The sequence below is a fragment of the Pseudomonas sp. SWRI179 genome (assembly GCF_014268705.1).
GTDB lineage: Bacteria > Pseudomonadota > Gammaproteobacteria > Pseudomonadales > Pseudomonadaceae > Aquipseudomonas > Aquipseudomonas zanjanensis.
The window spans coordinates 55,618-81,738 of record NZ_JABWRA010000014.1 but is presented as its reverse complement, the minus strand read 5'-3'; the positions used below and the strand labels follow the sequence as shown (position 1 = coordinate 81,738).

The 26,121-nt window shown below is 61.7% G+C and carries 18 protein-coding genes; 9 read left to right on the top strand and 9 right to left on the bottom strand.

Annotation, left to right across the window (positions count from 1 at the left end):
* Positions 1–221: 221 nt before the first annotated feature.
* The 3 genes from rlmJ to HU767_RS10535 all read right to left on the bottom strand — a co-directional run bounded on the left by rlmJ (position 222) and on the right by HU767_RS10535 (position 3,916).
* A complete protein-coding gene (gene rlmJ / locus HU767_RS10545) occupies positions 222–1,061 on the bottom strand; it encodes a 23S rRNA (adenine(2030)-N(6))-methyltransferase RlmJ (RefSeq protein WP_186729487.1) in 840 nt (279 codons plus the stop codon).
* An 81-nt stretch (positions 1,062–1,142) separates the two neighbouring features.
* On the bottom strand, positions 1,143–1,874 hold the full coding sequence (locus HU767_RS10540) for a DUF4123 domain-containing protein (RefSeq protein ID WP_186729486.1): 732 nt from the start codon (positions 1,872–1,874) through the stop codon (positions 1,143–1,145).
* Positions 1,871–3,916, bottom strand: a complete 2,046-nt coding sequence (locus HU767_RS10535) for a type VI secretion system tip protein VgrG (RefSeq protein WP_186729485.1) — start codon at positions 3,914–3,916, stop codon at positions 1,871–1,873. Before HU767_RS10535 ends, HU767_RS10540 begins: the two co-directional genes overlap by 4 nt.
* A 266-nt stretch (positions 3,917–4,182) precedes the next feature.
* Here HU767_RS10535 and HU767_RS10530 point away from each other — a divergent pair, with 266 nt between their 5' ends.
* On the top strand, positions 4,183–4,677 hold the full coding sequence (locus HU767_RS10530; protein ID WP_186706026.1) for a DUF2165 domain-containing protein: 495 nt from the start codon (positions 4,183–4,185) through the stop codon (positions 4,675–4,677).
* A gap of 71 nt (positions 4,678–4,748) precedes the next feature.
* Here the strand turns inward: HU767_RS10530 and putP are convergent, their stop codons facing one another.
* Positions 4,749–6,233 (bottom strand): sodium/proline symporter PutP, encoded by a 1,485-nt coding sequence (putP, locus tag HU767_RS10525; RefSeq protein ID WP_186706027.1) that lies wholly within the window; start codon positions 6,231–6,233, stop codon positions 4,749–4,751.
* A gap of 462 nt (positions 6,234–6,695) precedes the next feature.
* On the opposite strand from putP, the gene putA reads away from it, so the two are divergent.
* Positions 6,696–10,649: a trifunctional transcriptional regulator/proline dehydrogenase/L-glutamate gamma-semialdehyde dehydrogenase gene (gene putA / locus HU767_RS10520; RefSeq protein WP_186729484.1), complete on the top strand. Its 3,954-nt coding sequence runs from the start codon at positions 6,696–6,698 to the stop codon at positions 10,647–10,649.
* Positions 10,650–10,894: 245 nt separating this feature from the next.
* Entirely contained in the window at positions 10,895–12,697 is a 1,803-nt protein-coding gene (locus HU767_RS10515; protein WP_186729483.1) for an acyl-CoA dehydrogenase, read from the top strand.
* 75 nt (positions 12,698–12,772) lie between these two features.
* Here the strand turns inward: HU767_RS10515 and HU767_RS10510 are convergent, their stop codons facing one another.
* Positions 12,773–13,075: a cell division protein ZapA gene (locus HU767_RS10510; RefSeq protein ID WP_186706030.1), complete on the bottom strand. Its 303-nt coding sequence runs from the start codon at positions 13,073–13,075 to the stop codon at positions 12,773–12,775.
* Positions 13,072–13,302, bottom strand: coding sequence for a hypothetical protein (locus HU767_RS10505; RefSeq protein WP_186706031.1), 231 nt, complete (start codon positions 13,300–13,302; stop codon positions 13,072–13,074). The genes HU767_RS10510 and HU767_RS10505 overlap by 4 nt, the downstream gene beginning before the upstream one ends.
* A 257-nt stretch (positions 13,303–13,559) precedes the next feature.
* On the opposite strand from HU767_RS10505, the gene HU767_RS10500 reads away from it, so the two are divergent.
* The 5 genes from HU767_RS10500 (at position 13,560) to HU767_RS10480 (ending at position 22,969) form a co-directional block, all read left to right on the top strand.
* Positions 13,560–15,185, top strand: coding sequence for a methyl-accepting chemotaxis protein (locus tag HU767_RS10500; RefSeq protein WP_186729482.1), 1,626 nt, complete (start codon positions 13,560–13,562; stop codon positions 15,183–15,185).
* A gap of 282 nt (positions 15,186–15,467) precedes the next feature.
* Entirely contained in the window at positions 15,468–17,210 is a 1,743-nt protein-coding gene (locus HU767_RS10495; RefSeq protein ID WP_186706033.1) for a potassium/proton antiporter, read from the top strand.
* Between the two features lie 34 nt (positions 17,211–17,244).
* On the top strand, positions 17,245–20,607 hold the full coding sequence (gene mscK, locus HU767_RS10490) for a mechanosensitive channel MscK (protein ID WP_186729481.1): 3,363 nt from the start codon (positions 17,245–17,247) through the stop codon (positions 20,605–20,607).
* A 37-nt stretch (positions 20,608–20,644) separates the two neighbouring features.
* Positions 20,645–22,108, top strand: coding sequence for a protein adenylyltransferase SelO (locus HU767_RS10485; RefSeq protein WP_186729480.1), 1,464 nt, complete (start codon positions 20,645–20,647; stop codon positions 22,106–22,108).
* 510 nt (positions 22,109–22,618) lie between these two features.
* A complete protein-coding gene (locus tag HU767_RS10480; RefSeq protein ID WP_186706036.1) occupies positions 22,619–22,969 on the top strand; it encodes a DUF6124 family protein in 351 nt (116 codons plus the stop codon).
* Positions 22,970–23,097: 128 nt separating this feature from the next.
* Here HU767_RS10480 and HU767_RS10475 read toward each other — a convergent pair whose 3' ends face one another.
* From HU767_RS10475 to HU767_RS10465, 3 genes are all read right to left on the bottom strand, one after another.
* Entirely contained in the window at positions 23,098–23,499 is a 402-nt protein-coding gene (locus HU767_RS10475; protein ID WP_186729479.1) for a transcriptional regulator, read from the bottom strand.
* Between the two features lie 268 nt (positions 23,500–23,767).
* Entirely contained in the window at positions 23,768–24,046 is a 279-nt protein-coding gene (locus HU767_RS10470) for a hypothetical protein (protein ID WP_186706038.1), read from the bottom strand.
* A 247-nt stretch (positions 24,047–24,293) separates the two neighbouring features.
* A complete protein-coding gene (locus HU767_RS10465) occupies positions 24,294–25,199 on the bottom strand; it encodes a LysR family transcriptional regulator (protein WP_217884362.1) in 906 nt (301 codons plus the stop codon).
* A 204-nt stretch (positions 25,200–25,403) separates the two neighbouring features.
* On the opposite strand from HU767_RS10465, the gene ycaC reads away from it, so the two are divergent.
* On the top strand, positions 25,404–26,030 hold the full coding sequence (gene ycaC, locus HU767_RS10460) for an isochorismate family cysteine hydrolase YcaC (protein ID WP_018603387.1): 627 nt from the start codon (positions 25,404–25,406) through the stop codon (positions 26,028–26,030).
* The last annotated feature ends 91 nt before the right edge of the window (positions 26,031–26,121 follow it).

Genomic DNA, 26,121 nt, shown 5'->3' with positions numbered 1-26,121 from the left:
TGTTGCATGCACACCAGGGCCAATGTGGGAGCGAGCCTGTGGGAGCAAGGCTTGCCCGCGATGCAAACACCTCGGTGTAGCTGGTAGACCCAGGCGATGCCATCGCGAGCAAGCTCGGCTCCCACAGGGGCCCGGGGCGGGCACGATAAGGGGGTACACCCCAAAAGCCATGTGGGAGCGGGCTTGCTCGCGAAGGCGCCCTTCCAGACGCCATCAAACCATCAGCTCTCAGCGATCAACCAATCCATCTGCCACCCACCTTGGGTCTGCCCGAGCTTTTTCGACAGCCATGGCAGCAGCTCACGCAACTCTTCTTCCAGTCCCCACGGCGGGTTGGCAATCGCCAGGCCGGAACCGTTCAGGCTGTTGGGCGTCGCCAGCGGGTGCACCAACAGTTCCACCCGCAACAGCTTCGGCGCGCCCGTGCCAGCCAGGTCTTGGTAGAAACGACGCAACATCCGTTGGTCCTTCACCGGGTACCAGATGGCTGCCACCGTCTGGCGCATCCGGCCAATCGCCTCCTTGAGCGAGGCGGCACAGCGCTGCATTTCGTCAAGCTGTTCGAAGGGTGGATCGATCAGCATCAGCGCACGCTTTTCCGCCACCGGCAGCAACGCCCGCGGCACATGCCAGCCTTCACCCAGGTGCACCACCACGCGACGGTCGCCTTTCATGTTGTCCTTGAGCAACACGCCGTCTTCCGGATGTTTCTCATTAAGCAGCACACGGTCCTGAGGCCGGGTCAGGCGCCGCGCCAGCTCCGGCGAGCCCGGGTAGTAGCGCAATTGCCCGTCCGGGTTCATCTCGTGCAGCACTTTCATGTAGTCGGCAGTCAACGGCGGCAGGTCGCCCTCGCCCCACAACCGCGCGATGCCTTCCAAATACTCACCGGTACGGTTGGCCTGGTCGCCCTGCAAGTCATACAGCCCGATGCCCGCGTGGGTATCGAGGTAGGCAAAGGGCTGTTCCTTGCGCGACATCAGCGCGATGAGGCGGGTCAAGGTCAGGTGTTTGAACACGTCGGCGTGATTGCCGGCGTGGAAGGCGTGGCGATAATTCATGGCGGCTCCTGCGAAGGGCGACGAGTTTACCTTGAAGCGCGCCGAACGTCAGGGGGTGGCAGCCCGGCGGACACGCCACGATCAGCCTAGCTCGCGCAGCAAGTACGCCTGCAAGGGCGCCTTGGGCGCGGCAAGCGGCTTCGATCGCTGAAGAAAGTGGGCAATCTTGCACCGCAGGATGCGCTGGTCGACCCGCTCACACAGAGATGGATGCTCTTCGCCCAGCCATGTGAGCAAGTTATCCACAAGACACTCCGTCGGCGCCTCGGCCATGGCTTCCAGCAGCGCCACCGGTACGTCCCACCAAGGAAAAATCCGGGCCGGCCGCTGGGCATCTCCCACGAACTCAAGGGATCGACCGTTGATCAGGCAACGGTTGATCACCGGCAAGAGCTGCCCGGCGTCCACCGCCGTCGATTGCAGGATCGGCCCCATGAACCGCCCATCCCAAAAGCGCAGGAAAACCGCCTTGCCACCTGGCAGCAACACCTGGGTGAGCCCACGCAAATGCTCGGCAAGGTCTTCCTGGTCGGCACGCGACACTGCCAGCCACCCCCAATCGAGTGAATCGGTGGCCGCTATCCAGTCAAGGAACTCACTGTCTGCGCGAACAAGCCCCACATAGGGCATGACCGCTTCCCACCCGGCGTACAGCGTGTCGGCCCAGATCGGTGTGGGTGTCGCGCCAATCGAGCGCCGCCAGGCCGATAACGCCCCGGCGCTGCTGGCGTTGCTGAATATAGCGAAAAGCTGCTCGGACGCCAGCAACGGACGGTGCTCAAGCCAGGCGCGGGGCGTTTGATCGCTGTTCATGGGCGCTCCTGTATGTCGACAGATGTGTGAAAGCCCGACGGCACTGCGCAGACGCCGTTTCTGCAACGTTCACATTCCTCGCAGAACGGCGCCGAGCCTTGGAAACTGAGGATTTGCGCCAGGGAAAGCCGAGGTGCCGCCGCAGGGACCGGCCTTCCGGCGCTGCCCGGCGAAACCGCTGCCGCGCCCATGACCGCCATCGGCGCCCCACCGACCTCGATCGGCACGCTGCTGAAAATCCCGTCGGCGCCGATGTTGATCCAATGGCCGCCAGCCTGCAGGGTCACACTGGCGCCAGCCTCCAGGACCACTTGCTGGCCGGCGCTGACATGAAACTGCTTGCTGGCGTTCAGGACCTGGCTGGTCACACGGATATGCCGATCGCCACTCACCAGCAAGTGATCGTCCTGGCGGACTTCAGCCCGGCGCCTTCCGTGGGTCACGCGCTGCTCATCGGCCTTGAGCTCGTGCCGCGCCGTGCCGGTGACGACGATACTGCGCTCGTGATCGACCCGCACCCGCTGGTCATGCAACACATGCTGGGTCCAGTTTCGCTGGGCCCGCAGGTAGATCTCCTCGCCCCCCTTGCGGTCCTCGATGCGCAGCTCGTTATAGCCTTCCCCACCAGGGCTGCTCCGGCTGCGCCAGATACTGCGGGTGTTGTCCGCCGGCAGTTCCAGCGGAACCTGGTTGGCGCCATTGGGCAGGCAACCGACCACCAGCGGCTTGTCCACGTCGCCATCGATGAACCCCACCAGCACTTCCATGCCGACCCGGGGAATCATCACTGCACCATAGTGATCATGGGCCCAGCCCGTGGCCACGCGCAGCCAGCAACTGGAATGCTCATCGCGCCGGCCGTGACGATCCCAGACCAGTTGCACCTTGACCCGCCCGAATTCATCGCAATGGATCTCGCTGCCCTGCGGCCCGGTCACCACCGCTGATTGATAGCCGTGGGCATGGGGCTTTTCGTGCTGCAAGGACGGCCGAAAGAACACGTCCCATGGCGTGGCGAGAAAGGTATTCCTATAACCCTGGAATTCATCCGGACTGGAGGAGGCTGTTTCTTCCAGCACCTGGGGTTGACGGCCATGATGGTTGATCTGGGTCAGGAGCCACAGATCGTTCCACTGTTCCCGGGGATGGTCCTTGATGCGCATGAAATGCCCGCTGACGAAGGCGCTGTCATCGCTGTCGCCCTGTGCCACGCGATAATGGGCGCCGTGACGCTCAAGGGTGCGTCGGGTCAGGTGCTTGCCATCGTCACGGTCGCAGAACCCACCGGGGTACCGATAGTCCTCCAGGACAGGACGTTGCCGATTGTAGAGCTCGGCTTGCAATGTCACGCCAGGCTTGCGGAAGTCGTAGTCGCGCAACGTCACGGCCGTGGTATGGGTCTGGATTCGCACCGCCAAGCGCTTGATGGCCGGCGCGTCGGCAGCCATGCCGCTGTCGGGAAGGTACAGCGTCGATTCGGGCAGGCAAGGAAACACGGTCTGGTCATCACCGAACACCAGCAGATGACCGTCAGGGCGGTGGCGAAAATGGTAGTGGATACCGACTTCAGCGCAGATCCGCTCAATGAACGTCAGGTCGCTTTCACCGTACTGCACACAGTATTCACGCTCGGGGTATTGCCCTGCGAGCGTGAATTCGAAGGCACCCGCCAGGATCCCGTGATCCTTCAAGACTTGGGCGACGATAGCGGGCACGCTCAAGTGCTGGAAGATCCGCTGGTTGATACGATGGCGCAAGTAGGCCAGGCGCGGCACCAAAGTGACCTGGTAGCGGGTCAGACGCTTGCCCGAGTCGCCTTGGGCGACGCTATAGAGCTGACCGTGTATGCCACCCTCCCGGTCGTCGAACCCCAGAAATGCCTGACGATGCAGAAGCTCTTCCAGTGCCAGGTCGGACCGTTCGCTGACCAGTTCCAGGTCAAAACGATAGGGCTGGCTGATGGCTTCCGTGCCCTTGAACTCAAGCACCTTGAGCTCGCTCGGCGGGTTGTCGAGCGTCAGCGTGAATCGCGGCGGGAACATCCTATGTGCCTCTGCTGAATGGAGGCGGATGATTCTGCATGAGCACCAGGGACGTGTATTGGAGGCGCAAAAAAACAGATTTGCCCTACATCCAAGAAGCTAAAAGCTGCTAAGCGTGATGCATTTTCCGATAGACATTCGAAGCATCACGACCAACCGCTACCGTCCTACAAACGAATCAGCAGTTTCTTGCAACGTGCTCGATCTCTTGCCAACAGTGGGCGTGATAACGTGCGCCGGTCGCAAAAAAGCAAAGGACGCAGGACATGACGACACGCTACGCAAAAATCGCAATGACCCTGGCACTCGCTGCATTCGCCTTCCTGACGGTGTTCAACAACCTCACGGACTACCGCTCCAACTTCAATTTCGTCCAGCATGTACTGAGCATGGACACCACCTTCCCCGACAATGCCGCCCGGTATCGCGCCCTCGATAAACCGTGGATGTGGCACGGCGCCTATTGGCTGATCATCTTCGGCGAGGCATTGACGGCGGGGCTGCTGGGCTACGGCGCAGTGAAACTGTGGCAGGCACGCCGGGCCGAGGCCGGGGCATTTGCCCGCGCCAAACGATGGACCGTGGCCGGCTTGACGGTCGGTTTCTTCGTCTGGTTCTTTGGTTTCATGGTGGTCGGCGGCGAATGGTTCCTGATGTGGCAATCAGAAATCTGGAATGGCCAGGACGCTGCGTTCAGGTTCTACATGGCGATCCTGGGCGTGTTGATCTTTCTCAACCAGCCTGATGCCGAGATGAAGTGATATCCGTGGCGAGGGAGCAAGCTCCCTCGCCACATTGGATCACCTGCGGGCTCAAGGCCGCGCAGAAAGTCTTACTGGTTCAGACGGAAGTCTTTCTCGGCCGCTTCGAAGCGCTGCACCATACCGGTGGTAGGCGTGCCCATCTTGCTGACGAAGTAGATAGCCAGGCTGGCGAAGATGAAGCCTGGGATGATTTCGTACAGACCCAGCAGTTCGAAATGCTTCCAGACCACGACGGTGATCGCACCGACCAGGATACCGGCCAGGGCGCCGTTGCGAGTCATGTTCTTCCAGACCACGGAGATCAGGACCACCGGACCGAAGGCGGCACCGAAGCCGGCCCAGGCGTAGCTCACCAGGCCCAGTACGCGGTTTTCCGGGTTGGCGGCCAGGGCAATGGCGACCAAGGCCACCAGCAGCACCATGGCGCGACCGACCCAGACCAGTTCCAGCTGGGAAGCGCTCTTGCGCAGGAAGGTCTTGTAGAAGTCTTCGGTCAGGGCACTGGAGCACACCAGCAGCTGGCAGCTCAGGGTGCTCATCACCGCCGCCAGGATGGCCGACAGCAGGACACCGGCAACCCAAGGGTTGAACAGGATCTTCGCCAGCTCGATGAACACGCGCTCAGGGTTTTCGGTCACGGGACCGGCGACTTCAGGGTGCGCAGAGAAGTAGGCGATACCGAAGAAGCCAACCGCCACGGTGCCGCCCAGGCACAGGATCATCCAGGCCATGGAGATACGACGCGCCTTGGCAATCGACTTGACCGAATCCGCCGCCATGAAGCGCGCCAGGATGTGCGGTTGGCCGAAGTAGCCCAGGCCCCAGCCCATCAGCGAAATAATGCCGATGAAGGTGGTGTTTTTCAGCATGTCGAAGGACGTAGGATCTTTCGCTTCGATCGCCAGGAACGTGGTGTCCACGCCGCCGGTGGCCAACAGTACGATGATCGGCGTGAGAATCAGCGCGAAGATCATCAGGGTGGCTTGTACGGTGTCGGTCCAGCTCACCGCCAGGAAACCACCAACGAAGGTATAGGCGATGGTCGCGGCAGCACCGGCCCACAGCGCGGTCTCGTAGGACATGCCGAAGGTGCTTTCGAACAGACGGGCACCGGCCACGATGCCGGAAGCGCAGTAGATGGTGAAGAACACCAGGATCACCACCGCAGAGATGATCCGCAGCAGGCCGCTCGTGTCTTCGAAACGGCTGGAGAAGTAATCCGGCAGCGTCAGGGCGTCACCGTTGTGCTCGGTCTGCACTCGCAGGCGACCGGCCACGAACAGCCAGTTCAGGTAGGCACCGATGACCAGGCCGATGGCGATCCAGCTTTCCGACAGGCCGGACATGTAGATGGCACCCGGCAAACCCATCAACAACCAGCCGCTCATGTCGGAAGCACCGGCGGACAACGCCGTGACCACGCTGCCGAGGCTGCGACCGCCCAGGATGTAGTCGGAAAGGTTATTGGTGGAGCGGTAAGCCATCAGGCCGATCAGGACCATGGCTGCGATGTAGATCACGAAAGTGATCAAGGTGGGATTACTAACACTCATGAGTTACGCCCTGGCTTTGTTTTTATGATGCGGTGGCAGTTGAAAGCGTCGACAACGCTGAAGTTGTAGCAACGATTTGCAGTCCCGCGAATTTATGACTGATGTTTCCCCAGGAAAGCCATCAGCCGATGCCCCTCGGCTTGGAACCGGTTGCACCTTGGCCGCGAATGCTATTCAACAAATCAAATAAGGTGCAACCAGTTTCGCTCGAATAAGTTGCACCTGATCGGTTTTGTCGCGAAATCACTGTTTTTTGCGCCCTTTTAGTGCAGTGAACGGCCCTTCTCTAGAAGCCAAAGCACTAAGGCGGTGCAGGAATGGCGGGGCAGTATTTACTTCCAGATGAGCTGCCTGTCATTTCGAGAAAAAAAGGGTTGCACCCGGTTGCACCTCAATCAGCGCGCAGCTAATCTTGCCGCCAGCTGATGCCACGCCATACGTGGTAAACATGAGGATAAAAATATGGCTACCACCACCCTTGGGGTCAAACTCGACGACCCGACCCGCGAACGCCTCAAGGCGGCCGCAACCTCGATTGATCGCACGCCGCACTGGCTGATCAAGCAGGCAATTTTCAATTACCTGGAAAAACTCGAGGGTGGTGCAACCCTGACCGAGCTGAACGGTTCCCCTCGTGCCGACAGCGACGACGCTGGCGATGTACAGGTCGACCACGCTCACCAGTGCTTCCTCGAGTTTGCCGAGAGCATCCTGCCGCAATCGGTCCTGCGCGCCTCCATCACCGCTGCTTACCGTCGCCCGGAGCCGGAAGTGGTGCCGATGCTGATGGAGCAGGCCCGACTGCCGGCCGAAATGGCCGAAGCCACCAATAAGCTGGCGGCGTCGATTGCTGAAAAACTGCGTAACCAGAAGAGTGCCGGCGGCCGTGCCGGTATCGTTCAGGGCCTGCTGCAGGAATTTTCCCTGTCGTCCCAGGAAGGCGTGGCGCTGATGTGCCTGGCCGAGGCGCTGCTGCGCATCCCGGACAAAGGTACCCGCGATGCCCTGATCCGCGACAAGATCAGCACCGGCAACTGGCACCCACACCTGGGCAACAGCCCGTCGCTGTTCGTCAACGCCGCCACCTGGGGCCTGTTGCTGACCGGCAAGCTGGTCGCCACCCACAATGAAGCAGGCCTGACTTCGTCCCTGAGCCGCATCATCGGCAAGAGCGGCGAGCCGATGATCCGCAAGGGCGTCGACATGGCCATGCGCTTGATGGGCGAGCAATTCGTCACCGGCGAAACCATCGCCGAAGCCCTGGCCAACGCCAGCAAGTTCGAATCCAAGGGTTTCCGCTATTCCTACGACATGCTGGGTGAAGCCGCACTCACCGAACATGACGCCCAGAAGTACTTGGCCTCGTACGAACAAGCCATTCACTCGATCGGCAAAGCCTCCCATGGTCGTGGGATTTATGAAGGCCCGGGCATTTCCATCAAGCTCTCGGCCCTGCACCCGCGCTACAGCCGCGCCCAGTACGAGCGCGTCATGGACGAGCTGTACCCGCGCCTGCTGTCGCTGACCCTGCTGGCCAAGCAATACGACATCGGCCTGAACATCGACGCCGAAGAAGCCGACCGCCTCGAACTGTCCCTGGACCTGCTGGAGCGCCTGTGCTTCGAGCCGCAGTTGACCGGCTGGAACGGCATCGGCTTCGTGATCCAGGCGTACCAGAAGCGCTGCCCATACGTGATCGATTACGTCATCGACCTCGCCCGCCGCAGTCGCCACCGCTTGATGATTCGCCTGGTAAAAGGCGCGTACTGGGACAGCGAGATCAAGCGCGCCCAGGTCGAAGGCCTGGAAGGCTATCCGGTCTACACCCGCAAGGTGTACACCGACGTGTCCTACATCGCTTGCGCCCGCAAGCTGCTGTCGGTGCCGGAAGTCATCTACCCGCAGTTCGCCACGCACAACGCCCATACCCTGTCGGCCATTTACCACATCGCCGGTCAGAACTATTACCCGGGCCAGTATGAATTCCAGTGCCTGCACGGCATGGGTGAACCGCTGTACGAACAGGTTGTAGGCAAGGTCTCCGAAGGCAAGCTGAACCGTCCGTGCCGTGTGTACGCCCCGGTCGGCACCCACGAAACACTGCTGGCCTACCTCGTACGTCGCTTGCTGGAAAACGGCGCAAACACTTCGTTCGTCAACCGCATCGCCGACCAGTCGATTTCCATCCAGGAACTGGTCGCCGATCCAGTGGCCAGCATCGAGCAAATGGCAACCCTGGAAGGCGGTTTCGGCCTGCCGCACCCGCGCATCCCACTGCCACGCGACCTGTACGGCAGCGACCGCGCCAACTCCAGCGGCATCGACCTGGCCAACGAACATCGCCTGGCATCGCTGTCTTGCGCCCTGCTGGCTACCGCCCATAACGACTGGAAAGCCGTGCCTATGCTCGGGTGCGCCGCTAGCGAAGAAAGCCCGGCAGCGGTGCTCAACCCGTCCGATCACCGCGATGTGGTTGGCCATGTGCAGGAAGCCACGGTTGCCGACGTCGACAACGCCATTCAGTGCGCCCTCAACGCCGCACCGATCTGGCAGGCCACGCCACCGGCCGAGCGCGCTGCGATCCTCGAGCGCGCCGCCGACCTGATGGAAGGTGAGATCCAGCCGCTGATGGGCCTGCTGGCCCGCGAAGCCGGCAAGACCTTCGCCAACGCGATTGCCGAAGTACGTGAAGCCGTGGACTTCCTGCGCTACTACGCAGTGCAGGCGCGCAACGATTTCACCAACGACGCCCACCGCCCATTGGGCCCGGTGGTCTGCATCAGCCCGTGGAACTTCCCACTGGCAATTTTCAGCGGCCAGGTCGCTGCCGCTCTGGCCGCCGGCAACCCGGTTCTGGCCAAGCCCGCCGAACAGACCCCACTGGTCGCGGCCCAGGCGGTGCGCCTGATGCTCGAAGCCGGTATTCCAGAAGGCGTCCTGCAACTGCTGCCGGGTCGCGGCGAAACCGTCGGCGCCCGCCTGGTGGGTGACGAGCGCGTCAAGGGCGTGATGTTCACCGGTTCCACCGAAGTTGCCCGCCTGCTGCAACGCAACATCGCCGGACGCCTGGACAACCAGGGCCGGCCGATCCCGCTGATCGCCGAGACCGGTGGCCAGAACGCGATGATCGTCGATTCCTCGGCCCTGACCGAACAAGTGGTCATCGATGTGGTGTCGTCGGCCTTCGACAGCGCCGGCCAGCGTTGCTCGGCCCTGCGGGTCCTGTGCTTGCAGGAAGATTCCGCCGACCGCGTCATCGAAATGCTCAAGGGTGCCATGGCCGAATCGCGCCTCGGCAATCCTGAGCGCCTGTCCGTGGACATCGGCCCGGTAATCGACGCCGAAGCCAAGGCCGGCATCGAGAAACACATCCAGGCCATGCGCGACAAGGGTCGCGCCGTGTACCAGATGGCAATCGCCGACAGTGACGAGTGCAAGCGCGGCACCTTCGTGATGCCGACCTTGATCGAACTGGAAAGCTTCGACGAGTTGCAGCGTGAAATCTTCGGTCCGGTGCTGCACGTGGTGCGTTACAAGCGCAAGGAGCTGGATCAGTTGATCAACCAGATCAACGCTTCCGGCTATGGCCTGACCCTGGGCGTGCACACCCGCATCGACGAGACCATCGCCAAGGTCATCGACAATGTGCATGCGGGCAACGTGTACGTGAACCGCAACATTGTCGGCGCCGTGGTCGGTGTCCAGCCGTTTGGTGGCGAAGGCCTGTCGGGCACCGGCCCCAAGGCCGGTGGTCCGCTGTATCTGTACCGCCTGCTGTCGATGCGTCCTACCGATGCGATCCAGCAATCCTTCGTCCGTGGCGATGCGCTGGCGGCGCCGGACCTGCGTTTGCGCGAGGCCATGGGCAAACCGCTGGCGGCGCTGCAAGCCTGGGCTGACAGCCAGAAGCTCGCCGAACTGAGCGCCCTGTGCGTGCAGTTCGCGGCTCAGTCGCAAAGCGGTATTACCCGCCAGCTGACCGGCCCGACCGGTGAACGCAACAGCTACGCCATCCTGCCGCGCGAGCACGTGCTGTGCCTGGCCGACGTGGAAGGCGACCTGCTGACGCAACTGGCGGCCGTTTTGGCCGTAGGCGGCTCAGCCGTGTGGCCGGAAACCGACACCAGCAAGGCCGTACTCACACGCTTGCCGAAGGATATTCAGGCGCGCATCCAGCGGGTGGCCGACTGGACCAAGGACGAAGTGCTGTTCGACGCGGTCCTGCACCATGGCGATTCGGACCAACTGCGCGGCGTTTGCCAGCAAGTGGCCAAGCGCGCCGGCGCCATCGTCGGTGTGCATGGGTTGTCCCAGGGCGAAACCAATATTGCCTTGGAGCGCTTGGTGATCGAACGCGCGCTGAGCGTCAACACCGCCGCGGCGGGTGGCAACGCCAGCCTGATGACCATCGGCTAAATGCTGTAAGCCAGGCACCTGCAATAGGTGCCTGGCAATCAAAATCCAATGTGGGAGCGAGCCTGCTCGCGAAGACGGAGTATCAGACGACTTTAATGTGGCTGATCCGCCGCTTTCGCGAGCAGGCTCGCTCCCACATTTTTGATTAGCGTCACCCTCGCTCCTCCATCACCCAAATCAATCATCCTGTTCAGCCTCCATCCCCACGCCTAGACTCGGCCCATTCCAAAAAAAGGTAGGCCGCCATGTCCGAGACGTTGCTCAGTTCCCGCAATCTGGCTTTCGAGCTGTACGAAGTCCTCGATGCAGAGGGCCTGACTCAGCGCGAGCGGTTTGCCGAGCACAATCGCGAAACCTTCGACGCTGCCCTCGGCACGGCCCGCAGCATCGCCGAGAAATTTTTCGCGCCTCACAACCGCAAGAATGATGAAAACGAACCGCGCTACGAGAACGGCGAGGCGATCCTGATTCCCGAGGTGAAACCTGCGGTGGATGCCTTCCTGGAGGCCGGGTTCCTCAATGCCGCGCGCAGTTTCGAGGCCGGTGGCATGCAACTGCCTACATTGCTGTCCCAGGCCTGTTTCGCGCACTTCCAGTCAGCCAATGCCGCGTCGACCTCTTACCCGTTCCTGACCATGGGCGCGGCGAACCTGATCGAAAGTTTCGGCAGCGATGATCAGAAGCAACGCTTCCTGCAACCGATGATCGACGGACGCTTCTTCGGCACCATGGCCCTGACCGAGCCCCACGCTGGATCATCGCTGTCGGATATTCGTACGCGCGCAGAGCCGGCATCCGACGGCACCTATCGACTCAAGGGCAACAAGATCTTCATCTCCGGTGGCGATCATCCGCTGTCGGAAAACATCGTGCACATGGTCCTGGCGAAATTGCCGGATGCACCGCCGGGCGTGAAAGGCATTTCGCTGTTTATCGTGCCCAAGTTCCTGGTCAACGACGACGGCAGCCTCGGCCCGCGTAACGACGTGCTGCTGGCCGGGTTGTTCCACAAGATGGGCTGGCGCGGCACCACGTCCACCGCGTTGAACTTCGGCGACAACGGCGACTGTGTCGGTTACCTGGTTGGCAAACCGCACCACGGCCTGAGCTATATGTTCCAGATGATGAACGAGGCGCGGATCGGGGTCGGCATGGGCGCGGTGATGCTCGGTTACGCCGGTTACCTGTATTCCCTTGAGTACGCCCGCGAACGCCCGCAAGGACGGGTGCCCGACAGCAAGGACCCGACCACCGCCCCCGTGGCAATCATCCAGCACGCCGACGTGCGGCGCATGCTGCTGACCCAGAAGGCCTACGTCGAGGGTTCGTTTGACCTGGGCCTTTATGCAGCCCGGCTGTTCGACGACACCACCACCCTGGAAAGCGAAGCCGAACGTCGGCGCGCCCATGAACTGCTGGACCTGCTGACCCCCATCGTCAAATCCTGGCCCTCGGAGTTCTGCCTGAAAGCCAACGAACTGGCGATCCAGATTCTCGGCGGGCACGGCTACACCCGCGAATACCCGGTGGAGCAGTACTACCGCGACAACCGCTTGAACCCGATCCATGAAGGCACCCACGGTATCCAATCCCTGGACCTGTTGGGACGCAAATTGGCGCAGAACGGCGGTGCCGGTCTCAAGCAGTTGATCCGCCTAGTGGCCGACACCACGGAGCGGGCCCAGGCGCACCCATCGCTGACGCCGCTGCGCCAGCCGCTGGAAGCGTTGGTGGCGCGCCTGCAAACCGTCACCCTCGGTTTGCTGACGGACTTGGCCCAGGGCAAGGTCAACGGCAGCCTCGCCAACTCGGCGCTGTACCTGAAGGTGTTCGGGCACATGGTGATTGGCTGGCGCTGGCTGGAGCAAGCGATTCGTGCCGAGGAAGGCCTGGCCAAGGGCAACGCGGCGGACAGCGACTTCTATAGAGGCAAGCTGCAAGCGGCGCGCTATTTCCTGACCTGGGAAGTACCGGGGTGTCACCATGAGCTGGCGATTCTTGAGGCGCGGGATGATACGTGCCTGGGGATGCGGGATGAGTGGTTCTGAGCCGGACTTTGCTGCGCTGCTGAATTCATTCGCGAGCAGGCTCGCTCCCACAATTAGCTCACTGCCAGACCTTGGTCAGACCTGCTGAATCGTCTTGGCAATCACCTCGACCGTGGCGCTGACTTGCTCTTGGTAACGGTCGAGTTCCGCTTGATGCTGCTTCTGCATTTCCATTTGCTGCGAACACAGGTTCATCGCCGCCAATACCAGCAGGCGATCACCGATCAGCGTCGGGTATTTCCTTTTGGTATCGGCCAGTGCGGCCTTGAGCATCGAAGCGGCGTCCAGCAGGGCCTGTTCCTGCCCGGCCGGCGCTTTGATTGAATAGTCTTCTCCCAGGATCGAGATGACCGTCACCCCGTCGGCGCCGTGCTTCATGCGCTGACAGGACCGGCGCTGGCGCGCTCGATCAGGGCCTGGATGCGGGCCGCGGTGGCGCCGTGCAGTTCTTCCTGTTCCATCAGGCTCAGTTGCAGGCTTTCGTTTTCATCCTTGGCCTTGGCAAGTTCGGCGCTCAGGGTTTCGTTCAGGCCGGTGAGGTGCAGGTTCTGTTGCACCAGGTCATTGACCAGTTGCTCCAGTTGGCTGAGGGATGCTTCCAACATATTGATTTCCAGGCTTTTCCAAGGGGCGCGTACGATAAAGAAAAGTCACCGCCGATGCCACGCTTTACACGGGGCGGTGCTTCGCTCGCGAGCTGTAGAGACTGTGATTCAAGCATCTGGTTCCTACCCTTCGTCGCACGGCGACTGCTGCACTGCGACAAAAGCACGCACGCCGCTCAAGACTTCGGTCGCTAGACCGATAAGTCAGTGAAACCAGTCACAGCCCCGCACGGACGCGCTTCTTCACGGTAACTTCCATGTCCCTACGTAATATGAACATCGCGCCGCGGGCGTTTCTGGGGTTTGCCCTGATCGGCGCCCTGATGCTGGCCCTTGGGGTGTTTGCCCTGACACAGATGAATAAGATTCGCGTGTCTGGCGACAACATCGCCCAGAACAGCGTGCCCAGTATCAAGGCCCTGAACGAGTTCACCCAGCTCACCCTGCGTTTACGCGTGTTGTCCTATCGCCTGCTGACCAACCGCGAAGCGGATACCCAGCAAAAAACCCTGGATCTGTTCGAGCAGCGCAACCAGCAGGTCCGCGCCGCACAGGTTGCCTATGAAAAACTCATCAGCGCTCCTGAAGAACGGGCCGCATATGAGCAGTATGTGCAGTTGCTCAATCAGTACCGCCAGCTCGAAGAGCGGATGAAAACCCTGTCGCGCAACAATCAGGTCAACGAACTGCAAGCGCTGCTCAACACCGAGCTGATGAGCAATTCCGACGCCGTCAACGCCGTGCTAGCTCGCTTGACGGACATCAATAACCAGCAAGCGGACGCATTCAATAAAAACGCGGCGCAACAATATTCCACCGCGTTCAACTGGGTCGTCACCCTGCTGGTCATCGCCACTGGCCTGACCGTGCTGTTCGCCTGGCTGCTGACCAACAGCATCACCAAGCCGATCGCCAACGCATTGGATGCCGCCGAGGAAATCGCCAAGGGCAACCTGACCCGGCCGATCACCGTGGACGGCAGCGACGAAGCCGGCCGCCTGCTGCGGGCGATGTCGACCATGCAGGACAAACTGCGCGACACCCTGCAGCGGATCTCCGGCTCGGCCACGCAACTGGCGTCCGCCGCTGAAGAACTCAACAGCGTCACCGACGAAAGCGCCCGTGGCCTGACCCAGCAGAACAACGAAATCGAACAGGCCGCCACGGCGGTCAACGAGATGACCAGCGCCGTGGAAGAAGTCGCCCGCAACGCCGTCAGCACGTCGGAAGCGTCCAGGAACGCCACTACGTCCGCTGGTGACGGCCGCGATCTGGTGCAGGAAACGGTCGGCGCCATCGAACGCATGAGTGCCGACGTACAAAGCACTGCCTCGTTGATCGGCAACCTGGCCAATGAGTCCCGGGATATCGGCAAGGTTCTGGATGTGATCCGCGGCCTGGCCGACCAGACCAACTTGCTGGCCCTGAACGCCGCCATCGAAGCCGCTCGCGCCGGTGAGGCCGGACGAGGCTTTGCCGTGGTCGCCGACGAAGTCCGTGCCCTGGCCCATCGCACCCAGCAGTCGACCAGCGAAATCGAACGCATGATCGGCAGCATCCAGAGCGGCACCGAACAGGCCGTGGATTCGATGCGCAACAGCACCGAACGCGCCGAATCGACGCTGAACATCGCCCGCGGCGCCGGCATGTCCCTGGACACAATCAACAGCGCCATCGTCGAGATCAACGAACGCAACCTGGTGATCGCCAGCGCCGCCGAGGAGCAGGCCCAGGTGGCCCGTGAAGTGGATCGCAACCTGGTGAACATCCGCGACCTGTCGGTGCAATCGGCCACCGGCGCCAACCAGACCAGTGCCGCCAGCGCCGAACTGTCGCGCCTGGCCGTGGACCTGAACAGCATGGTTGGGCGGTTCAGCCTCTAATCCGCGCAGTTGTTGATCGCTCACCAAATGTGGGCGATCAACTATCCGGCTTTTGTGGCGAGGGAGCTTGCTCCCGCTGGGTCGCGCAGCGGCCCCGTCCTGAAAAGCGACGACTGCTTCGCAGCCGAGCGGGAGCAAGCTCCCTCGCCACATGGGCTGCACCCAGAACCCGATCTCCCAAACCTTTTTTGACAGCATCACATTTCAACAGGTTAGAATCGCTGGCACGCAGACTGCATGGTCAGTTTGCGCCCGTCCTTCAGTTCTCCCGGAGTAACGCCTTTGACTGCAACGACCATCAACAGCCTGTTCTTGATCGGCGCGTTGCTGGTAGGTGCGAGCATCCTGGTGAGTTCTCTTTCGTCCCGCCTGGGCATTCCGATCCTGGTGATCATCCTGGCCGTGGGCATGGCGGCCGGTGTCGACGGCGCCGGTATTCTTTTCGATAACTACGCCACGGCCTATCTGGTCGGCAACCTCGCGTTGGCGGTCATCCTGCTCGATGGCGGCTTGCGTACGCGGGTGTCGAGCTTTCGCGTGGCGCTGTGGCCGGCGTTGTCGCTGGCGACGGTCGGGGTGTTGATTACCACCGGACTGACCGGCCTGGCGGCGGCGTGGCTGTTTGACCTCAATTTGATGCAGGGCTTGTTGATCGGCGCCATCGTCGGCTCCACCGACGCCGCAGCGGTGTTCTCGCTACTGGGCGGCAAAGGCCTGAACGAACGGGTCAGCGCCACCCTGGAAATCGAGTCCGGCAGCAACGACCCCATGGCGGTGTTCCTCACCGTCACCTTGATCGGCATGCTGTCCAGCGGTGAAACCGGCCTGCACTGGAGCTTGTTGGGGCATCTGGTGCAAGAGTTCGGGATTGGCGCCGTGATCGGCCTGGGCGGTGGCTGGCTCATGCTGCAGATGGTCAACCGCATCAACCTGGCCAACGGGCTCTACCCGATCCTGGTTATCAGCGGCGGCCTGGCCGTGTTCGCCCTGACCAACGCCCTGCACGGCAGTGGCTTCCTGGCGGTGTACCTGTGCGGCCTGGTACTGGGCAACCGTCCGGTGCGCAGCCGCCATGGCATCCTGCACATGCTCGATGGCATGGCATGGCTGGCGCAGATCGGCATGTTCCTGGTGCTGGGGCTGCTGGTCACGCCCCACGACCTGTTGCCGATCGCCCTGCCGGCCCTGGGGCTGGCGTTGTGGATGATCCTGTTTGCCCGCCCGCTGTCGGTCATGGTCGGCCTGCTGCCGTTCAAGGCGTTCCATGGTCGTGAAAAAGCGTTTATCTCCTGGGTCGGGCTGCGCGGCGCGGTGCCGATCATCCTGGCGGTGTTCCCGCTGATGGCCGGCTTGCCCCAGGCGCAGCTCTATTTCAACCTGGCATTTTTTATCGTGCTGGTCTCGCTGCTGGTGCAGGGCACGAGCTTGCCGTGGGTCGCCAAGTTGTTGCATGTGACCGTCCCGCCCGAGCCACTGCCGATTTCCCGGGCGGCGCTGGAAGTGCACGTCACCAGCGAGTGGGAGCTGTTCATCTATCGCCTGGGCAAGGAAAAATGGTGCATCGGCTCGCCCCTGCGGGACCTGAAAATGCCCGATGGAACCCGCATCGCGGCCCTGTTCCGTGGCCAGCAATTGCTCCATCCGTCGGGTAGTACGGTGCTGGAAGTCGATGATTTGCTGTGTGTTATCGGCCATGAACACGATTTGCCAGCCCTGGGAAAACTGTTCAGCCAGGCACCGCAACGAGGCCTGGATTTGCGCTTCTTCGGCGACTTCGTACTCGAAGGAGACGCCCAGCTGGCCGCGGTTGCCGCACTCTACGGGTTGAAGCTGGACGGCATCGATCCAGACATGACCCTGGGCCGCTTCATTGCCCAGAAAGTGGGCGGTGCGCCAGTAGTCGGCGACCAAGTGGACTGGAACAATACCCTGTGGACCGTCGCGGCCATGGACGGGAACAAGATCGGCAAAGTGGGCGTCAGATTCCCCGAAGGAAGTCGCCCGGGTCCCGGCTTGTTCCTCTAAACTGCTCCCACTCTCACTTGCTTGACCGGTCTCTATGCCTACCCTGCGCTCCTTTTTCGCCATTGCCCTGCTCGGCCTGAGCCTTTCCATCTGCACGGTGCTCGCCGCCGAGCCGCCCACCAGTGTCTCGGTACAGGCCAGCCTGGACAAGATCGGCGACCGCAAGCTCCCGGAAGCTGATCAGAAAGCCCTGCAGGCCGTCTTGCAGAACACGCTGACCCAGCTCAACAACAAGGCTGATTACGAACAGAAGCTGCAGGCGCTCAAACAGCAACTGGCCACGGCGCCCAAGCAGAACATCGAGAACCAGCGCGAACTGGCGCGGCTCAAGGGCACCACGGTGGTGCCGGTGGCGCAACGCTATGCCAACCTGCCGATTCCCCAGCTCGAACAAATGCTCACGGAGCGCTCCACCCAGCAGAGCGACCTGCAAAAAGCCCTGGCCGATGCCAACAGCCTGGTCATCACCGCCCAGACCCGCCCCGAGCGCGCCCAGGCGGAAATCTCCACCAGCCAGACCCGCATCCAGCAGATCAACACGATTCTCAAGGCCGGGCGAGACGCCGGCAAGGCCCTCAGCGCCGAGCAGCGCGACCAGCTCAACGCCGAGTTGGCGGCACTCAATGCACTGATCCCGCTGCGCCGCCAGGAACTGGCCGGCAACAGCCAACTGCAGGACCTGGGCAACGGCCAGCACGATCTGCTGATGGAAAAAATCGCCCGCATGGAGCAGGAAATCCAGGACCTGCAGAACCTGATCAACCAGAAGCGCCTGGCCCAGTCCCAGGAGACAGTGACCCAGCAGTCCATCGAAGCCCAGAAGGCCGGTGGCAGCAGCTTGCTGGCGACCGAAAGCTCAGCCAACCTGAAGCTCTCCGACTACCTGCTCAAGAGCACCGACCGCCTCAACGAAGTCACCCAGCAGAACCTGCAGACCAAGCAACTGCTGGACAGCGTGACCCAGACCGACGCGGCCCTGGACGAGCAAATCAGCGTGCTCAAGGGCAGCCTGCTGCTCTCCAAGATTCTCTACAAGCAGCGCCAGACCCTGCCGCGCCTGAAGCTGGACCAGACCCTGGCCGACCAGATCGCCGACATCCGCCTGTACCAGTTCGAAGTCAGCCAACAACGTGAGCTGCTGAACAACCCCAGTGCCTATGTCGACAACCTGCTGGCCTCGCAACCCTCGGAACAAGCCACGCCGCAACTGCGCAAGACCTTGCTGGAGCTGGCACTGACCCGCGTCGACCTGCTGGAGCGCCTGAACCGGGAGTTGAGCGCGGTACTCAACGAATCCATCACCTTGCAGCTCAACCAGAAGCAACTGCTCAGCACCGCCCAGAACCTGCGGGCGACGCTTGAAGAGCAGATGTTCTGGATTCCCAGCAACAAGCCGCTGGATTTCGAATGGATGCGTGCCGTGCCGACGCGCCTGGAGAAACAGATCGACTCGCTGCCTTGGGCGTCGAGCCTCAGTGAACTGGCCGATGGCCTGACCCAACGCCCGTTGCTGTTCCTGCCCCTGGTGCTGCTGATCGGCGTGCTGCTGTGGCGGCGCAAGAATCTCTATGCCCGCTTGAACAAGGTTCACCAGGACGTCGGCCACTTCAAGCGCGACAGCCAGTGGCACACGCCCCAGGCGATCCTGATCAACATCCTGCTGGCCATGCCGGTAGCCCTGGCACTGACCCTCTGCGGTTATGCCTTGCAGATCGACGCACGCGGCCAGAACGCCAACCTCGGCGCGGCGCTGCTGCAGATCGGCCAGGCCTGGCTGGTGTTCTACACCGCCTATCGGGTGCTGGCGCCAGGCGGCGTGGCCGAGTTGCATTTCCGTTGGGAGAAACCCCAGGTCGAATTCCTCCAAGGCTGGATTCGCCGGCTCGGGCTGGTGGTACTGGCGCTGGTGGCCGTGGTGGCCGTGGCCGAGTTGCAACCTTCGACCTTGGCCGATGACGTGCTCGGCATGCCGGTGGTGCTGACCTGCTACGCGCTGATGGCGTGGCTGCTCAGTCGCCTGTTGCTGAGCAGTCCGACGCACAAGAACACTTCGCTGTTTCGCAAGGCCGTCGGGGTGCTGTTCACCGCGCTGCCGATCGCCCTGTTCGTGGCGGTGTGCTTCGGCTACTACTACACCGCGCTGAAACTCAGCGACCGACTGATCAATACCTTGTACCTGCTGATGTTCTGGCTGGTGATCGAAGCCACCTTCGTGCGCGGCCTGTCGGTCGCGGCGCGGCGCCTGGCCTACCAGCGCGCCCTGGCCAAGCGCCAGGCGGCCAAGGAAGCCGGCGACGGCGAAGCGGTGGTCGAAGAGCCGACCCTGGATATCGAGAAGGTCAACGAGCAATCCCTGCGCCTGATCCGCCTCGCCCTGCTCGGCGGCTTCATGGCCGCGTTGTATTGGGTCTGGTCGGACCTGATCAGCGTGTTCTCGTACCTGGACAACATCACCCTCTACGAGTACACCAGCGGTACCGGCGTCAACATGAGCATGGTGCCCATCAGCATTGGTGACATGCTCGGCGCGCTGATCATCATCGGCATTACCTTCGCCCTGGCACGCAACCTGCCGGGCTTGCTGGAAGTGTTCGTGCTGTCAAAGCTCAACCTTGCCCAAGGCAGCGCTTACGCGACCACCACGCTGTTGTCCTACGTCATCGCCGGCGTCGGTTTCGTCACTACGCTCTCTACCCTGGGCGTGAGCTGGGACAAGCTGCAATGGCTGGTGGCGGCACTGTCGGTAGGCCTGGGTTTCGGCATGCAGGAGATCTTCGCCAACTTCATCTCCGGCATCATGATCCTGTTCGAGCGCCCGGTGCGCATCGGCGACACCATCACCATCGGCAACCTGTCGGGCACGGTCAGCAAGATCCGCATTCGCGCGACCACCATCACCGACTTCGATCGCAAGGACATCATTGTCCCGAACAAGACCTTCATCACCGGGCAACTGATCAACTGGTCGCTGACCGACACCGTGACCCGCGTGACCCTGAAGCTGGGCGTGGACTATGGCTCGGACCTCGACCGAGTGCGCGAACTGCTGCTCAAGGCCGCCCGCGACAACCCGCGCGTGCTGAAGGAGCCAGAGCCCATCGTGTACTTCCTGAACTTCGGTGAAAGCACTCTGGACCATGAACTGCGCATGCACGTACGCGACCTGGGCGACCGCAACCCGGTGCTGGACGAGATCAACCGTTTCATCAATCGGGAATTCAAGAAGGAGCACATCAACATCTCCTTCCGGCAGATGGAAATCTATCTGAAGAACCTGCAAGGCCAGGAATACAAGCTGGTGCCTGCCGAGCCCGACAAAAAGACCATTCCGCCCGTGCCCTCGGCTGTCGCCAGCATCAAGCCGGTGCCTGAGCCGCCGCAAGGCACACTCGACTGATTGCGGGTTGCCTGCGAGCGTCCCGCCGGAGAAGGCCATGAAAACGCTGGAAACGCTGACCTTCGATAACCGTTTCGCTCGCCTGGGCGACGGTTTCTCGGCCCACGTGCTGCCCGAGCCCATCGACAATCCACGGCTGGTGGTCGCCAGCCCGGCGGCCATGGCGTTGCTGGACCTCGACCCCGCTGAAGCCGACGCACCGCTGTTCGCCGAGATCTTCGGCGGCCACAAGCTCTGGGCTGAAACCGAGCCTCGGGCGATGGTGTATTCGGGGCATCAGTTCGGGCATTACAACCCGCAATTGGGTGATGGCCGCGGGTTGCTGCTGGGCGAGGTGTACAACGAGGCCGGCGAGCACTGGGATCTGCACCTCAAGGGCGCCGGCCAGACGCCGTTCTCACGCATGGGCGACGGGCGCGCGGTGCTGCGCTCCTCGATCCGCGAATTCCTCGCCTCGGAGGCCTTGCACGCCCTGGGCATCCCCACCACTCGCGCCTTGTGCGTGATCGGCTCGGACACCCCCGTGTGGCGCGAAAAACAGGAGCGCGCCGCCATGGTGCTGCGCCTGGCGCCGAGCCATGTGCGTTTCGGCCATTTCGAATACTTCTACTACACCAAGAAACCCGAACTGCACGCAGCCCTCGCCGAGCACGTCTTGAACCTGCATTTTGCCGAGTGCCGTGAGCAGCCGGAGCCGTACCTGGCGATGTACCGCGAAATCGTCGAGCGCAACGCCGAGCTGATTGCCAAATGGCAGGCCTACGGTTTCTGCCACGGCGTGATGAACACCGACAACATGTCGATCCTGGGCATCACCTTCGACTTCGGGCCGTTCGCCTTCCTCGATGACTTCGACGCCAACTTCATCTGCAACCACTCCGATGACCAGGGCCGCTATTCGTTCAGCAACCAGGTGCCCATCGGCCAGTGGAACCTCAGCGCCCTGGCCCAGGCCTTGACCCCTTTCATCAGCGTCGACGCGCTGCGTGAGACCCTCGGGCTGTACTTGCCGCTGTACCAGGCTCACTACCTGGACTTGATGCGCCGCCGCCTCGGTTTGACCGTCGCCGAAGAGGATGACCAGAAACTGGTGGAACGCCTGCTGCAACTGATGCAGAACAGCGGCGTCGACTACAGCCTGTTCTTCCGTCGACTCGGCGACCAGGCGCCCGAGCAAGCCATTGCCACCCTGCGCGACGACTTCGTCGACCTCAAGGGCTTCGACGCCTGGGGCGAGCTCTATACCGCCCGCGTCAACCGCGAAGGCCCCGTCGATCAAGACCAACGCCGCGCCCGCATGCACGCCGTCAACCCGCTGTACGTGCTGCGCAACTACCTGGCACAGAAAGCCATCGACGCCGCCGAATCAGGCGACTACGACGAAGTCCGCCGCCTGCACACCGTCTTGAGTCACCCATTTGAAGAACAACCGGGCATGGACAGCTACGCCGAGCGCCCGCCGGAATGGGGCAAACATCTGGAGATCAGTTGCTCGTCGTAGCGCAGGCCCTGGCTAAAACAGACCTCCCACCAAACACATAACCCTGTGGCGAGGGAGCTTGCTCCCGTTGGGCTGCGCAGCGGCCCCAAGCCCTCAAAAGCGACGACTGCTTCGCAGCCGAGCGGGAGCAAGCTCCCTCGCCACAAGAGCCCTGCAATCACCGCGTTTATTTCGATGTAGGACCACGTAGGAGCAGGCTACGCCGCCTTGCGCCATTGCCTACAACTACGCCAGAATCCGCCGGCTTGTGCGCCTTGGGCTCGGGCTTTATCGTTTCCCCGTCGCTGAAAATCAGCGATCGGGTTTAGCAGCTCGAACAACATCAAGGCACGCCAGCGTCGCCATTCGAACAGTCGATCATCATCGACTTGTCAGCATTATGGCGGCTATGCGTGGGGCACTTCGGTGCGCCGGGTTCCTTGATGCCTGGTCTGCTAACCCGCGTACAGCCGCCACCCTCTTCGTTTAGCAGCGACGGGGGACGACTCCACTCATCAAGGAGTTTCATCTATGTTCAAAGCAACCCCCAACCCGCCAGATACCGACCCAGCCAACCCGAACTCAAAAGAGTTCGACGAAACAGCTGACCGCGTCCTCGACTACTACCTCAACCCAAAACCCAGCAAACCCGAGGCCGATCCAAGCCAACTGTTCACCGTCGTCAATGGCGTCGACACCGAAACCCTGCTCGCCAACCTCAGCGAAAACCTGGCCTCGGCCAACGCCATGGTCAGCGACCTGGCATTCGACCTGAAAGGCTCCAGGCGGCAAGTCGCCCTAGGCATTCAGCAATTGATCGAACTAAGCGTTTTACTGGCGAACCGGGCACTGGACAACGTCGAACCCCGCCAGTCGACATAGCGCATCCCCCTGTGGCGAGGGAGCTTGCTCCCGTTGGGTTGCGCAGCGGCCCCAAGCCCTCAAAAGCGACGACTGCTTCGCAGCCGAGCGGGAGCAAGCTCCCTCGCCACAGTTAGTGCGCCAAGCCATCAAATAAAGGTCTCAACCGATACGCCGAAGCGCTCCGCCAGCCAGCGGATCTGCCTTAAATTGAGCTGACGCTTGCCGCTCAATATCTCCGATACCACCGACTGGGTACCGACACCCGGCAAGTCGCTCTGGCTCTTCCCATGCTCGCGCATCAAATAACGAAGCGCCTCAACGCCAGTGGCCTTGGGCATCGGTCGGTGTTGATGATCCCAGGCCTCGATCCATTCACCGATAATGTCCACCAGGCTCATCAGCGGATGGGCTTCTTCTTCGCCAACCAACTCCAACAATTCATCGAGCGCTGCGACCAACCGGTCGTAATCCTCTTCGCTCCTGGGCTTACGCAGCAAGGGAGACACAAACTCCCAATGGGCGGCGACTTGTTCTATTAGGGGACTCATATTTTTTCTCATCGCATTTTGCTATGGATGAGCTAACCACAGATTGGATCTATCGTAAATTGCGATAACCTCGGCAAGAGAGATTACGCAGCCTTTGTGGCGAGGGAGCTTGCTCCCGCTGGGCTGCGCAGCAGCCCCAAAACCTCAAAAGCGACGACTGCTTCGCAGCCGAGCGGGAGCAAGCTCCCTCGCCACGGATTCAGGATGTCTGGACGAGAGTCATCGCGAGCTTGCTCGCGATGGCAATCTTCAATTTATCGCAGGTTACTCACCCAACCTTATCGTTCCCCTGCTCAGGCGTCTCGATCCCCGGCTCTGCCTCTTCAACCCCCTTCTCCTTGGGTTTTGCCGGCGGCTTTTCCTCGGGATAACCGGGCATGCCGCGGGCGTCTTCAGGGGTCAGTTCGTCCCGATCATGGCGACGGTCGGTGGCGTAGGCCGGGGCGGCGTTGGGGTCTTCATCGCGGCCGGCGGTGCCGAGGACGAAGCCGTCGTCGTTGGGGTTGTCCACTGTTTGGGGAGTGGCTGGGTCTTGAGGATGGCTCATGGGACCTCCTGAGTCTGCAAACAGGTACGTGGTGTCTTTTTGAGGCCGCGACAGCTTTTCAGTGCGGCGCACCTGATGAATGGCAACCTTGATAAATGTCCTTGGAAAAGCCTGGAGTGTGAGTTCCTGTGGGAGCGGGCTTGCTCGCGAAGGCGGCGTATCAGACACATAGATGTTGACTGATACACCGTCTTCGCGAGCAAGCCCGCTCCCACAAGGAGAATCCGGTGGCATTACTGTCTCCGTCCTACGCCATATCACTGTGGCTGAACTCCTCGGCCAGAAAGTCGATCAGCGTACGAACCGACGGCAGCAACCCGCGGCGTGAGGCAAAGATCGCATGGACGATCCCGCATTTCGGCGTCCAGCCCGGCACCAGTTCCACCAGCCGGCCGGCCGCGATGTCTTCGCGCACCACCACGGTGGGCAGGTGGGCGATGCCGATGCCTGCCAGCACCGCATGACGCAGGGCCAGCAGGTCGTCGGTGACCATGCGTGGCGCGTGACGGATCAGCGCGCGGGTGCCATCCGGGCCGAACAACTCCCACTGGTATTCCCGCTGCGCCGCGCCCCAGTGCACGCTGGGCAAGCCGTTGAGGTCCGCCGGGGAGGCCGGTGAAGACAAGCGCTCAAGGAACGCCGGGCTGCCCACCAGGCATTGGGTGCTGTTGCTCAGCACCTTCATGACCATGTCGGTGTTTTCCAGCGGCGGAAAGCGCACCCGCAAGGCGATATCGAACCCTTCATGGATCAAGTCGACCCGGCGGTTGGTGCTCTCGATGAACAACTCCACCCGCGGGTACTTGAGCATGTAGCGGGTCAACATCGGCCCGACCCAACTGTTGAGCAGCGCCGTCGGGCAACTGATGCGCACCAGCCCCTGGGGTTCGGAGCGGTTGCGCTCGATCACTTCCGCCGCGCTCTCGGCCTCGACCCGCATCGCCAGGCAGCGCTGGTAATAGGCCTGGCCGATCTCCGTCAGCGTGCAATGGCGGCTGGTGCGATGGAGCAACCGTACCCCGAGCCGCTCTTCCAACTGGGCGATACGCCGGCTGAGCTTTGACTTCGGCATGTCCAGCGCCCGGCCGGCCGCGGCGAACCCACGGTGCTCGACCACCTGGGTGAAATAGTAAAGCGTGTTGAGGTCTTCGATGATCGTTCTCCAGATAGAACGCTAAGGCTGATTTTCGCAGTCTAGCGCTTCAAAGGTGCCAGTTTTAATCTACACCCATCGAAACGCAACACGGATTCAAACCGGCGCTTCGGCCAGATGAGTCACCCAATAATCGCTGCACCGAATTCAAAACCTTAACCACGCCGAAACCTTCGGCAAACAAAACTTAATGAGGGCTACGCCATGACTACTTCCTACAACCGTCTCGACAAAGACAACGCCGCCGTTCTGCTGGTCGATCACCAGGCCGGTCTGCTGTCGCTGGTACGCGACATCGACCCGGACCGTTTCAAGAACAACGTACTGGCCCTGGCTGACCTGGCGAAGTACTTCCAACTGCCGACCATCCTCACCACCAGCTTCGAAACCGGCCCCAACGGCCCGTTGATGCCCGAGCTCAAGACATTGTTTCCGGACGCGCCGTACATCGCCCGTCCTGGCCAGATCAACGCCTGGGACAACGAAGATTTCGTCAAGGCAATCAAGGCCACTGGCAAGAAACAACTGATCATCGCCGGCGTCGTCACCGAAGTCTGCGTAGCCTTCCCGGCCCTGTCAGCCCTGGCTGAAGGTTTCGAAGTGTTCGTGGTCACCGATGCGTCTGGCACATTCAACGAACTGACCCGTCAATCGGCCTGGGACCGCATGTCTTCCTCCGGTGCGCAATTGATGACCTGGTTCGGCCTGGCCTGTGAACTGCACCGCGACTGGCGCAACGACGTGGAAGGCCTGGCGACCCTGTTCTCCAACCACATCCCGGACTACCGCAACCTGATGACCAGCTACAACACGCTGACCAACGCAAAATAACTGGCAACACTGAACTAAATGTGGGAGCGGGCTTGCTCGCGAAGACGGTGTGTCAGTCGACATCTAGGTGTCTGACACACCGCATTCGCGA